The organism is Paenibacillus sp. J22P51, assembly GCF_059692215.1.
Genome location: NZ_JCAUAZ010000010.1, coordinates 76,388 through 88,887 on the forward strand (window position 1 = coordinate 76,388; position 12,500 = coordinate 88,887).

Consider the following 12,500-nt stretch of genomic DNA (forward strand, 5'->3'; position numbering starts at 1 on the left):
GAGTTGGGATTGGAGTTGGATTGGGAGACGTGGACCTTAGGCATCATTGGTGCCGTGGCTATCGTGGTTAGCACGAGCAACCAGCTGCTAAGGTAGAGGCTTCTGTTTCTTCTATGTAATCTGTTGTAGATACAACAGAAAAGTGGTTCCGGCGAGTAACCGAGTCGCAGATTCCCTGTCTCAGCCAACCTCGGGTAGCAATCCCCGATGCGAACTGGAGATAATCACCCGCCACCACCTGCAGGTAGCCATCCGCACCAACCAAACCGAAGGTAGCCGCTGGAGTTTTGGAACATCAGTTCGCTATTCGCCTGAAATGGCTCGAATATCAAAAGTTACGGAACGACAGGACGCTATTCGAACAAATGACGCCAGTTTGAGGCCCAAAAAGCCAAAATAGCGGAATTACGTTCCGTAACTCTCGGTGATCCGTCGTTTTCTCCAAAATAGCGGATCTACGTTCCGCATTCACTGGGTGAGCATGAGCCGTTGGGTGGCAGAACCAACAGCTCCCCCAAAATCACAAAAAGCCTCCAACCTGAACACAACAGGTTTGGAGGCTTTTCTCACTGTTGTAACCATCAGCGCAAATCATTATAATGCTGCATCTTCATGAAATGAATGGTGACTGTGGTCCCCTCGCCCTCGGTCGACATAATCGACAGATCATGCCCCAGCTTGATCGCCATTTGCTTGGCCAAGTAGAGCCCCATCCCAGTAGAGCGGCTGTACGTTCGGCCATTTTTACCTGTGAAGCCTTTATCAAAAACACGGCCTAGGTCAGCCGAATCAATCCCTATCCCTGTATCTCGAATGATCAGCCGCTTCTCGGACTCCGATTCCTCTGAGCGGAAGGTGATACTGCCGCCATTCTCGGTATAGGTCAAAGCATTCGCCACAATCTGGTTCACGATGTAGCCCAACCACTTGCTGTCACTGTTCACATGATGTGTGAGCTCTTCCATGTCGGGACGTATCCGTTTGGCAATAAATAGCTTGGCGACCTTCTTGACACTATCCTTCACAAGGGTGGTCAGCGACAACTCTGAGATGAAATAATCTCTTGAGAAGGAGTCTATTCGCGAATAGTAGAGCGCTTGCTCCACATAGCTGTCGATCTTGCTTAGCTCGTCCTCGAGCTTGTCCACGAGATATTCGGCGGTCTTGCCAGCGCGGTTCTCCATGATCAGACGGCTGGCTGCAATGGGCAGCTTCACTTCATGAATCCAAGAGAGGATGAAGTCCTGATGGTTACGAATCTCCGCATGAAGGAGCTGCGTCTCATGAGCTTGATCTTTAGACAGCTGAGTTAACAGCTGGAGATAGAGCTCTTGCTCGTTGTTTTGAGGCTCGGGCATCGCCGCGATGGCCCAATCTTGATGTTGGTTTTTACCTAGAAATTCATAAAGTTCCTTATAGAAGGATTTGCGATAGAAGTAGCCAACTGTCACATAGGAAGCCGCAAATAGGAAACAACCCGCGTTCGTATAGGCGATATTATTAAGAGCAGCCTGACCCTTCACACTGACAAGCATGATCAGGGAAACGAATAGCATCGTCACCGCATACATCACCATGAAATATCGTTTATCCTTCAAATAGGAGAGAAAGCTCATGGGATCATGTACCCTTGCCCTTTCTTAGTTGTGATGAAATCGTCGCGTCCAAGTTCTGCAAGCTTTTTGCGCAGGCGGGTAATATTAACGGTTAACGTATTATCGTCGACGAAGCTCTCATCCTCCCAGAGACCACGCATCATCTGCTCACGGCTAACGATAGCACCTTGATGCTGCAGGAGAATCGTTAAAATCTTGAACTCATTTCGGGTGAGCTCCGCCTTCTGATCCCCGCAAGCAATGTCGCCATCCTTCAAATTAAGGACGATACCATTATGCGCCATCACATTGGCCGCTGTCTCCATGTAGGAGTAGGTTCTGCGAAGCAGAGCATTGATTTTCGCCACTAAGACGTCGGTGTAGAATGGCTTCTGGATAAAATCATCGCCACCCATATTCATCGACATGACCATATCCATAGGTGTATTTCGGGAGGAGAGGAAGAGAATCGGCACATTCGATATTTCCCTGATTTGGCGGCACCAGTAGAATCCGTCGAACGCCGGCAAATTAATATCCATTAGCACAAGTTGGGGATTTTCCTTCACATAGATGGTGAGTACGGCATCGAATTGTTCGACAATAACCGCTTCAAACCCCCAGCGGCCCAGTGCTTCAGCCACCGTATCCCGTATCGTTTTATCATCTTCCACGATCATAATTTTCACAGACAGTTCCATGCCTCCTCAACCTGACAAATGTCACTTCTCCAGAAATGGTAGCATAATCATGACAAAATTGTAAGGTAACGCAAAGGAGTTGTAAGTTACTTCGATGGTTGCGCAGACGCGTAGATAGTAGGATAGAGGTATTAAGAAACAAACCATGCTTATTGGAGGATTAACCGATATGAAAACCATTGTTGAAGCGAAGCAACTGAAGAAGGTATATGGATCTAAAGGAAATGTATTTACGGCGTTGCAGGATATCAATTTAACCATCACTGAGGGCGAATTCGTCGGCATTATGGGCCCATCCGGATCGGGCAAAACGACCTTGCTGAACATGTTAGCCACGATCGATCAGCCAACCTCGGGGGAAATCGTCGTTGACGGAATGAGTCTGATAAAGATGAAGGAGGCAGAGTTGGCGACCTTCCGCCGTGAGAAGCTGGGATTTATTTTTCAGGATTATAATCTGCTGGATACATTGACTGTGAAGGAGAATATCATACTCCCGCTTGCCTTAGCAAGAATGAATGTGGCTGAATTGGAGCGCCGCGTAGAGGTCATCAGCAAGAAGTTCGGCATCGATCCACTGCTGGATAAGTACCCGTACCAAATTTCAGGCGGGCAAAAACAGCGTACTGCCGCGTGTCGCGCCATCGTGTCGAACCCCAGTCTCGTGCTAGCCGATGAACCAACGGGGGCACTCGATTCCAAGTCGGCGACAGAGCTACTGGAAAGCTTACAGAGCTTGAACGTGCAGGATCAGTCAACGATCCTCATTGTGACACACGATGCTTTTGCAGCTAGCTATTGTACACGCGTTGTCTTTATTAAAGATGGTAAATTATTTACGGAGTTAAATAAGGGGACGTCTTCCCGGAAGGAATTTTTCAATAAGGTAATGGACGTGCTCTCGGTACTAGGGGGTGGAGCAAGTGACCTTATTTAGTCTGGCCAGAAGGAATGTCCTTGGAAATCTGAAGAACTATTTGATTTATTTCATTTCGATGATCTTCAGTGTCGTGATCTACTATACGTTCGTTTCCTTACGTTACAGCGAGGAGATTGCAGCAAATGTACAGAAATGGGAGGGCATGAAGTCCGTCTTTACACAAGCTTCGATCATTCTCATCCTATTTGCGGCTGTGTTTATCTGGTACTCGAACTCATTTTTCACTAAAAAGCGAAAGAAAGAAGTGGGCTTATACGCTTTACTTGGCGTGAGGAAACGTAAGATTGGCACGATGTTATTTTATGAAAATATGATGATGGGCATTGGCGCCGTTGCAGTGGGAATCGTTCTGGGCACTTTGCTGTCCAAGCTGTTTGCGATGATGTATCTCAAATTACTGGATTCTACCGTTGAAGTTAGTTTCAGTATTTCGACCGAGGCGATTGTGAACACACTGATCGTGTTTGCGATTATTATGGTGGTAACCTCGATCCATAGCTATCGCTTGATCTACCGCTTCCAGCTGGTCGAATTATTCAAAGCGGAGCAAGAAGGGGAGCAGGTACCGAAGCCGTCTGCTTTTTCAGCTGTTTTGGCCGTAGTGCTGCTGGTTATCGGGTACTGGGCGGTGTTCCAACCGATGACGACAGGGGCGCAAATGGGACGGAATTTCCTCATTATCTTCGGCACCTTGATCGCCGGTACCTATCTGCTATTTCGGTATGCACTCATCTACATTTTGAAAATCGCCCAAAAGACGAAGTCTCGTTATTATAGAGGCATGAATATGATCTCGACAGCACAATTGATTTATCGCATTCGAGGGAATACGCGGATGTTCACAATGATTGCGCTGCTAAGTGCGCTAACGCTTTGTGCGGTTACGGTTGGTTCAAGCTCTTATTTTACAGTAACAAAGGAAGCGGAGGAGGAAGCTCCTTTCAGCTACATGCACATTTCGCAAGGAGCTAACTTTGATGGGCAGGTTAGCGCCATTTTGGAGCAGGATAAAGATCATCCGATCACGACAAAACTTGATGTACCGATCATTCGAGTTACGGCGGATGTGACGAACTTCTTTTATCATCCATCTAGTTATTCACCTAGTTCAGTTCCCATTAAGCTGGTGTCTGCATCCATGTACAATCGTACCTCAGAGGTTCTAGACAGGCAGGGGCAGGTTACGCTCAAAGATAACGAAATCGCCGTTATTCAACCGAAGTATTCCACCTTTACCGAAAATGAAGTGAAAGGGAACACGATCAGCTTCAACTCATCGGCAGGCAGCCAAACCTTAACCGTCGAACAGCTTATTGTAGGAAGAATGCTTCCTTGGGGCTTCCCTGATCTCGTCTTCATCGTCAGTAACAGCTTGTATGCCAAGCTGCTCCCAGGATCAGAAGAAGTGACGTATAATGGATATGTCGTCAAGGATCAAGGGTCAACGAAGCTGACCAGCGATTCCCTAATAAAGCTGAAAACGGAACAGAACGGGATGTCCTCCTATTATTATCAATATCGGCAAAACATGGAGTCAGCTGGCTTGAACATATTCACGCTTGGCTTCCTAGGACTTGTTTTTCTGGCCGCGACGGGCTGCATGATTTACTTCAAACAGCTGACGGACGCCAACGAAGATAAAGAACGTTATGCGATGCTGCGCAAAATCGGCGTAAGCCGCAAGGAAATCCGGACGACGATTGCCAAACAGACGCTGTTCGTGTTCATGCTGCCTCTTTTACTTGGGGTTGTTCACAGCATCATGGTTCTCAAGGCCCTGGCGACGATCCAGCTAATTACAGGCAATCTTGTCGTCCCTATTTTAACTTCGACGATCCTCTATGCGGCCATTTATTTCTGCTACTATGTGCTATGTCTCGGGGCCTCCAACCGTATTGTTGGCAGGTAAAATGGTAAAAGTAACGCCCTCGCTTTCATTCACAGCACGAACGCTCATCCCATGATGATCCATAATTTGTTTCACAATGGCAAGGCCGAGACCGAATTGCCCCTTACCGCCGGTGCGGAACGGTTCAAACAGATTATCCGCGATGTCTTGATCTAGCAGCGGGCCGTCGTTATGCATCCGGATTTCAAAATGAGGAGCGGGCTTCACACGGATGCGAATACAGCTCTCGGCATAGCGAAGCTGGTTGTCGAGCATGTTTTCTAGGGCGATCTTCCATTGCTCTTGATCTCCGATGAGGGTATGGGTAGCTAAATCCAGCTCCCAGTTAATCTCGGGACGCTTGTAGCGGAGTCGTTCCACGACATCTTCGGTGACGGCTTTAATCTCAAAAGCATGGAATGGCTTCTCTTTGGCTGTGAAATAATTCAATTTATTCAGCAGTAGCAGATCGCGGATGCGCTTCTCTAGGCGTTCGCCTTCTTTCATAATGACACCAATACTGGCGCCCAAAGTGCCCTTCGGAAAAACACCGTCTTGGATAGATTGCGCGTAGCTGCGAATCACCATGACCGGTGTTTTTAGCTCGTGCGACGTATGCTGCAGGAAGAATTGCTGTGCGCGATCCTGCTTCACAAGCCGCTGACGCATCAATTCGATGGCTTTGCCGAGTCGGCCAATCTCATCATTGCGACGGCCTGTGTCCATGGGCTCATGCCAATCGCGCTCGGCCATTCGTCCCACATGTTGTTCCATCTGGACGAGTGGACGTGTGAAATAGCGCGCAAGCAATAAGCATGGCAGCCAGCTGACAACGATAAGGCCTACCATCAACAGTATCAGTCTGGCGAACATAGATATGATTAAATCATTGCGGTAGTTCCCCCAAGCATAGGAAACGATGAAGCTAGGTGCTCCTTGGACGATTTCTTTTCGGATCACATAAAAGATGCTGTTGTTATCTATATTACGCGTGTACTTCGCTACGGGCTGCATCTGGGCCAACGCATCCTTCTCCATGGCTGCGATGAACGGATCCGTGCTGGAGGTTGTTGTCGCGATAGCATGAGCAGCTTGTGCACCGTTAATCATAAAATGACGAATGGACGGGCCGGTTATTGTGGCCTGAACAGGCAAGGTGAGCTGCGTGGCCAACATAGAGGGATCTAACGCTACGCCAGTCTCCGTAAGAACCCCAGTTGATGCTGCTGTGACACTCACAATACTTGTACCGGTGATTTCTTCAGTTTTCGGAGGTGCGACGACCACACGGCTCTCTAAGGATTGAATCGATTTCGGTGTTATTTCCACGGGCTGAGGGGACAAAGGCAAAGCAAAAACAGGGCTCGACACCGCCTTCGTCGCTTCAACGTGGAGTCCGCTTTGGGTATCCATCAAAATATCATACAGCTGCTCGGTGAAAAACCCCTTTAGCGTCCAAGGTAATAGTACCGCTAGCAAGGTGAAAATCAGTAACGTTAATGCGGCGAAGGCTCCCCATAATTTTATGGCAAGCGGCCACTGGCCTAGTCGAAGTCTCATGCTTTCACCATCCTATATCCGTATCCGTATACGGTTTCTAAACGCATGTCCGGCAGCTTGCGGCGGAGTCTCCGCACTAAATCATCGACGACACGATCCGTGCCAAAGTAGTCGATGCCCCAAACCGCGCGAAGTACTTGTTCGCGTTCAAGCACTTGCCCTTGGTTTTGGGCGAAGTAGAGCAACAGCTCGAATTCCTTCGAAGTCAAATCGAGCGTGTTGCCAACGCTATCCGTAACTGTGCGCGCGGCCTCATCGATGGTGTAGGAAGCTAGCGTAGTGAGCTGCGCACGGCGCTCCATTGAAGCTGTCAGCACGCCATTTCCATAGACCCGTTCCAGCAGCTTTCGTGAACGAATCACAAGCTCTCGGGGCAAGAATGGCTTCGCCAAGTAGTCATCGCTTCCAAGCTCAAGGCCAATAATGCGATCGATATCGGCATCGCGGGCCGATATGAAGATCACCGGCTGCGATGGCTGGTCAGCTTTAATCTCACGTATGAGTTGGAAGCCATCTACGCCAGGTAACATAATATCGAGGACCCACAAGTCCGGCCGCTCCGAGATCGCTTCTCTTGCTGAGGTCCCATCGGGGAACGAACGCACTTGCCACCCCTCTTTCTCCAAATAGGCCGCTAGCACGCCTCTTAAATGCTCCTCATCTTCTACTAAATAGATACTATACATCGTATACCAGGCCTACTTTCCTAAATAACATGTGGAAAAGTGGAGCCGATTCGCCATTAAGTGCGATCGGTTCCACTCCATACAATCAAACTATTTTTTCTCAGCTTCCGTTGGTTGCTGTTCTTTGATTTTTTTACTCACTTCACGTAAAGATTCGGTTTCTTTCACATAATCCTTCAACAACTCTGGCAGTAAGCCGCGAATCGTTTCAGTATCATCAGCCTCAACGGCTTCGGCGAGCTTTTGCTGACGTTTAAAGGATTCAGGCAACTCCAATTCCATTATATCACCCGCGGCGGCAATGTCCTCAACTGGAAGAACTTGAGTAGACTGTTGTGGAGCCTGACCTTCAGCGGGAGCAGTACTGCTAGCATTAGCACGGAAGCTAAAGAAACCATTTTTTGAACCTTCCAGCAATTGTGGAGGTGAACTTAACACATCCATAGAGAGCATTTCACCTTTTGCATCATCTAGAGTGGAAGTGATAGTAACTGATGAAACAACATCACCATCACCATCACCATCCACTTTACCAGTTAAAGAAGCCTTGGAGATCGTTTCGCCCTTGGACAGGTTGAAGGAAGACTTCGGAAAATCAGTTTCTACTTGCTTCCGATCATCCAATGCTTTCTTCCAATCAGCAAGCGCATCTGGTGTGTATGTACTCGCTAGCATCTTCAAGTAGTTTCGCTCATGCGCTGGTTGGTTCAGCAAGCTTGCATTCGAAGAGCCGAAGAATACACCAGGCGTTGCTCCTATTGCTTTCACCATTTGAATAGCTTGAACTGGTTTCGCTTCAGTTGCCGTATCTGCCGCAGATGCACTTACAGCACCAAATGCGATGGTTGTCATAATAGCGAGCATGCTTGTTTGAACGGCGCGTTTTTTCCATGTTGTTTTCATCGTGAGAAAACTCCTTTCGATTTGTGTTGCGTGTAAGGGATGGTTGATTTCCCTTACACCCTTACTGTACCGAAACATTATGGACATCCTATCGCAACATTGTGGGAAATTATGTGTTTATGAGAAAAACACCACCCTTAAGGCATGGTGCTCCTCTTAGGTGGTGTCGTATGATCCATTCCAATATGAAAATGGGAAGACTGCAAATCTACAGGATTTTCGAGCCTTGAAGGTTCTCTAGTGAAGAATTCCTGCAAATATGCAGGTTGTTGAGAAGAAATTGCTCGCCAGCTCTTGAAAGAGTGATAATTCCTGCATAATCGTAGGAATTACCGCGATACGTGTAAATTGCAGCGAAAAAGATGCACAATCGCAGCAATTTGGATTGCCACATGCGCCAACCTTACATATTCAAATGCAGCTTACGTGTATTCAGCATCCCCGCAAGACCAGTGGGGTCTTGACTCACTTTGAACTGGACGAAAGCCTCCGCTTGCTCAGAAGTGCGAAGACGAAGCGGCTTAGGCTCCATCTCGGTCACGAGCTTCACGACAACATCGGCAACAGACTCTGGGGTTTGCGGCACCGAATTGCGTTTGGCGAACGTGTCCAAGTATTGGGTTATGATTGGTTTGTAGTCATCTTCCAAGATGCCGCCGGTTTTCTGCACATGGCCCAGTACGGTAGCGTTAAAGTTCGTCGCGATCGCCCCAGGCTCTAGTAGTGTGACATCGATATTGAAGGCAGGCTTATAGTAGGTAGCCAAGCTTTCAAGCAAACCCTCAACAGCGAATTTCGCTGCGCAGTAGATTTCATTGAAGGGTTGACCGACCAAGCCGCCAACACTCGTTGTCGTGATGAGATGAGCGGAATCCGATTTGCGAAGCAGGGGAAGGCCTGCCCGAATCGTATGCATCACCCCGTATACATTCGTATCGAATACAGCTTGAATCTCTTCGAAGCTAGCTTGACCAAGTGACCGGAGGAAGCCGAAGCCTGCATTACAGAACAGCACATCCAGATAGCCATGCTTCTCTTCTATAATCCCAAGAGCACGCTCCATAGATTGTGGTTCAGTCACTTCCATTTCCATAAAATAAAGATTCGCTACGTCTTTGTACTGCTCCTGATCACGAGCAACATTGCGCGTTCCAGCGTAGACAGTCCAGCCGAGCTCGGCAAATTTCAATGCCGTTGCCAGTCCGATACCTGATGAAGCTCCGGTAATCGCCATAATTCCATGCATATGAAACACTCCTTATGTGTTTAATTATTCAACTGTTTAGATACTAAACAATATACAATACGAACAAAACAGTCAACTGGAAATTAAAAATCCCAACCTAAGTTGGGATTTTAGACAGGCATTTTAGCTAATAGTTGTTGCAATGCAGCGATTTCATCCTTTGTATAGGAAGTGAAGAGTTGGTCGATTTTCGTATTATACGCAGCCAAGATGCTAACTATGAGCTCATTCCCTTTATCCGTCATCTGAAGCAAATGACTTCGTCGGCTGGTCGGATGAGGTTTGCGGACGAGCAAGCCTTGCTCCTCCATTTTATCCAGTAGTTGTGTAATCGCTCCGCGGGTTAGCCCGAATTCGTTGGCTATATCCACCGCGATGCAATCGGGATGCTTGCGCAGGTACTCTAAGACATACATCATGATCGGTGATATCTGGAATTGAGGCAGCACCTGCGTTAAGTAGGAGGAAATGACATTCTTGATCTCGCGAAATTTGGTCGTCATCCATTCATGTTCAGGTGTCATGCGAGGCCGCCCTTATTAGTTAGTGTTTAAAACCTAGTATGCCAAAAAAAATGACCCACAGCAACGGGCTGTGGGTCTAAGTTTATATATTTTAAAGGGGGGTTGGTCTTTATTATAGGCATTGTACATTAAAACAACATGAAGGTTAGATTTCATTTTCATTACAAATTTGACAGTGGTAAAATAAGTTGGAAAGCTTAGCAAAAGCTTGAGATGGAGAGCGGGGTATTTTCATATTGAAGCATTATTCCATGAGGTCACATTTAACGATCACATTTGCCCTAATGGCCTTGATTCCGATATTGATTCTAGGCGGCTTCCAGGTTTCACAAATTAAGCATATTACGCAGGAAACGAACCAAAATCAACGGCAGACGACGTATCGCCTCGGAGACGCGGTAGAAGCGTATATGTATTATCGTCGCAACGCGGTTGAAACATTAGCGGCTACGATTTCGGCTTCGGATTCGGCCTTCAGGACCCGAGAGAGTCTGACGCTGAAGCTGCAATCTCTTCAAGAGAATTTGGAGGGGTTTACGGGCATTTATGTAGTGGATGATAAAGGAACCATTAAAGCTACACATCAGATGTCCACGGACTTGATTGCTGCGGATGTCAATGATCGGGACTATACAGCACGTGTGAAGGCTGGTCAGAAAGCTATTATTTCTTCGTTATTTAAGGGTCCCGAAAGCTTAAATCAACCAGCTATAGCGATTGCCGTACCGATTTACAAGGGCAGCAAGCAGGTGGATGGCTTCGTGCTGGCTGTTCTAGAATTAGCGCCAATTAAGACGCTCGTTACGAAATATGATTATGGTACAGAGGCCTATCCTGTCGTGCTGGATCACGCAGGCAAGCCCATTTATCATCCGAATGCGGCACTGACGGAATCGATGGCGGATTTATCCAAGGAACCTGTCGTAGCGGATGCCAAAATGCAAAAACAAGGCGAAGGCACCTACACGTTAAGCACCTCCGCACATAAAGAGCTTATTACCTTTAAGCTGATTCCTGACTTGAATCTCATTGTATGGGTCAGCAGGTCGACAGCGGCCGTGAATGCGGCATTCATAGAATCTTTACGGATCACGCTGTTTTTACTCGTGTTCACGCTCATCTTAACTGTGATGCTCGGCAGTCTGCTGGCCAGAAGATTGAATGGCACGATCCATGCATTAGTCGGCTATACACAGCGACTGGCTGGGGGATCATTCGCGCAGCCTGACCAGAAAGTCGTACCGCGCGGAGCGCCATTGGAGCTGCATCAGCTCGCGGAGCATTTCTTCCGGATGGCGGCGCAGATCAAGGAGAACCAAGGCGCCTTGCTCCAACTGAATAGCGAGCTTGAGCATCGCGTAGAAGAGCGAACACAACGATTGCAGGACGAGCATGCCACGTTGAATGCCGTATTAGAGAGCATGTCCGATGCGATAGTGCTCATAGATGTGCAGCATAATGTGCTGTATGCCAATCATCAGATGGCCGAAAGCTTCGCAATTCCTATGGGGGAATTGTCACACATGCCAGAGGCTGACTTATTTGAGCGAATCGCCGAGCTTTTGACTGACACTCAGGATGAACGCCAGTTGAGTAAGCTGAGGGCAGAGCCAAGGGTACAGAGTGCTGTGACGGTGAAAACAGTGCAAGGCAAGCCGCGATTTATGATGGTATCCGCGTTTCAAGTCGCGCGCGAGGGGCGGGTATTTGGCCGCGGCTATGTGTGGCGAGATAGGACGAAGGAGCATGAAATCGACGCCCTCAAAAATGATCTTATCTCACTAGCTTCGCATGAATTCAAAACACCCATTACGAGCATTCGAGGCGGTGTAGAAACCTTGCTGCGCAGTGATGCTAACTGGGATGAGGAGTTCAAATTAGAGCTGCTCGAAGGTATTCATGAAGATATAGGCCGTATCCAAGATCTCATCGATGAGTGGCTGGATATATCGAAAATTGAATCGGGTGCGATGGGGATTCATCCGCAACCGTTGAAGCTAGCCGCAGTCATCGAAAGCGCTAGAAATAGATTGCCAGAGGAGATTAGCGCTGCTCGGCCTCAGCTCGAGGTTGAGCTGCCTTCCAATACACCTCTTGTCAATGCGGATAAACTCCGTATGGAGCAGGTTTTCTTGAACTTGTTCATCAATGCGGTTCGATATAATGAGCGACAACCGATCATTAGGGTGACCACCCATGAGGATGATCAGTATGTGTATGTTCACGTTCAGGATAATGGGATCGGAATTGCTGCGGAGCATTTGGCTAAACTATTTGATCGTTTTTATCGTGTGGATGTGTCTTCCAGCCGTCAAACGGGGGGAACAGGGCTTGGTTTGGCGATTTGCAAAGGGATTATGGAAGCCCACGGTGGAACTATTAAGGTTGAAAGCCAGCTTGGCGAGGGAAGCCGATTCACACTGATGATTCCGCGCTTTAAGGAGGAGAAGAGCTAGC

10 protein-coding genes are annotated in these 12,500 nt (G+C 47.9%); 3 read left to right on the forward strand and 7 right to left on the reverse strand.

Annotated features, from left to right (window positions below):
* Window positions 1-581 precede the first annotated feature (581 nt).
* Window positions 582-1,616 (reverse strand): sensor histidine kinase, encoded by a 1,035-nt coding sequence (locus AC58QC_RS20600; RefSeq protein ID WP_497416949.1) that lies wholly within the window; start codon window positions 1,614-1,616, stop codon window positions 582-584.
* Window positions 1,613-2,284, reverse strand: a complete 672-nt coding sequence (locus AC58QC_RS20605) for a response regulator transcription factor (RefSeq protein WP_497416950.1) — start codon at window positions 2,282-2,284, stop codon at window positions 1,613-1,615. Before AC58QC_RS20605 ends, AC58QC_RS20600 begins: the two co-directional genes overlap by 4 nt.
* Window positions 2,285-2,465: 181 nt before the next feature.
* Between AC58QC_RS20605 and AC58QC_RS20610 the strand changes: the two genes are divergently transcribed.
* Window positions 2,466-3,233, forward strand: a complete 768-nt coding sequence (locus tag AC58QC_RS20610) for an ABC transporter ATP-binding protein (protein WP_497416951.1) — start codon at window positions 2,466-2,468, stop codon at window positions 3,231-3,233.
* Window positions 3,220-5,145 carry an ABC transporter permease gene (locus AC58QC_RS20615; RefSeq protein ID WP_497416952.1) on the forward strand — a complete coding sequence of 642 codons (1,926 nt, stop codon included), beginning with the start codon at window positions 3,220-3,222 and terminating at the stop codon, window positions 5,143-5,145. Before AC58QC_RS20610 ends, AC58QC_RS20615 begins: the two co-directional genes overlap by 14 nt.
* Here AC58QC_RS20615 and AC58QC_RS20620 read toward each other — a convergent pair.
* The 5 genes from AC58QC_RS20620 to AC58QC_RS20640 all read right to left on the reverse strand — a co-directional run bounded on the left by AC58QC_RS20620 (window position 5,107) and on the right by AC58QC_RS20640 (window position 10,043).
* A complete protein-coding gene (locus tag AC58QC_RS20620; protein ID WP_497416953.1) occupies window positions 5,107-6,684 on the reverse strand; it encodes a sensor histidine kinase in 1,578 nt (525 codons plus the stop codon). The genes AC58QC_RS20615 and AC58QC_RS20620 overlap by 39 nt on opposite strands.
* Complete coding sequence (locus AC58QC_RS20625; RefSeq protein ID WP_497416954.1) at window positions 6,681-7,370, reverse strand: response regulator transcription factor; 690 nt, start codon at window positions 7,368-7,370, stop codon at window positions 6,681-6,683. Before AC58QC_RS20625 ends, AC58QC_RS20620 begins: the two co-directional genes overlap by 4 nt.
* Before the next feature lie 90 nt (window positions 7,371-7,460).
* Window positions 7,461-8,273 carry a hypothetical protein gene (locus tag AC58QC_RS20630; RefSeq protein ID WP_497416955.1) on the reverse strand — a complete coding sequence of 271 codons (813 nt, stop codon included), beginning with the start codon at window positions 8,271-8,273 and terminating at the stop codon, window positions 7,461-7,463.
* A gap of 403 nt (window positions 8,274-8,676) precedes the next feature.
* The gene (locus AC58QC_RS20635) at window positions 8,677-9,519 is read right to left on the reverse strand and encodes an SDR family oxidoreductase (protein WP_497416956.1); all 843 of its coding nucleotides are present in this window, start codon (window positions 9,517-9,519) and stop codon (window positions 8,677-8,679) included.
* 110 nt (window positions 9,520-9,629) lie between these two features.
* The gene (locus tag AC58QC_RS20640) at window positions 9,630-10,043 is read right to left on the reverse strand and encodes a MarR family winged helix-turn-helix transcriptional regulator (RefSeq protein ID WP_497416957.1); all 414 of its coding nucleotides are present in this window, start codon (window positions 10,041-10,043) and stop codon (window positions 9,630-9,632) included.
* 251 nt (window positions 10,044-10,294) lie between these two features.
* Between AC58QC_RS20640 and AC58QC_RS20645 the strand changes: the two genes are divergently transcribed.
* Window positions 10,295-12,499 carry an ATP-binding protein gene (locus AC58QC_RS20645; protein WP_497416958.1) on the forward strand — a complete coding sequence of 735 codons (2,205 nt, stop codon included), beginning with the start codon at window positions 10,295-10,297 and terminating at the stop codon, window positions 12,497-12,499.
* Window position 12,500: the final 1 nt, after the last annotated feature.

What these genes read in the sequence shown, in the direction of transcription:
- AC58QC_RS20600 (WP_497416949.1), bottom strand. Translation starts at nt 1,616, where the DNA reads ATGAGCTTTCTCTCCTATTTGAAGGATAAACGATATTTCATGGTGATG.
- AC58QC_RS20610 (WP_497416951.1), top strand. Translation starts at nt 2,466, where the DNA reads ATGAAAACCATTGTTGAAGCGAAGCAACTGAAGAAGGTATATGGATCT.
- AC58QC_RS20620 (WP_497416953.1), bottom strand. Translation starts at nt 6,684, where the DNA reads ATGAGACTTCGACTAGGCCAGTGGCCGCTTGCCATAAAATTATGGGGA.
- AC58QC_RS20625 (WP_497416954.1), bottom strand. Translation starts at nt 7,370, where the DNA reads ATGTATAGTATCTATTTAGTAGAAGATGAGGAGCATTTAAGAGGCGTG.
- AC58QC_RS20630 (WP_497416955.1), bottom strand. Translation starts at nt 8,273, where the DNA reads ATGAAAACAACATGGAAAAAACGCGCCGTTCAAACAAGCATGCTCGCT.
- AC58QC_RS20635 (WP_497416956.1), bottom strand. Translation starts at nt 9,519, where the DNA reads ATGCATGGAATTATGGCGATTACCGGAGCTTCATCAGGTATCGGACTG.
- AC58QC_RS20640 (WP_497416957.1), bottom strand. Translation starts at nt 10,043, where the DNA reads ATGACACCTGAACATGAATGGATGACGACCAAATTTCGCGAGATCAAG.
- AC58QC_RS20645 (WP_497416958.1), top strand. Translation starts at nt 10,295, where the DNA reads ATGAGGTCACATTTAACGATCACATTTGCCCTAATGGCCTTGATTCCG.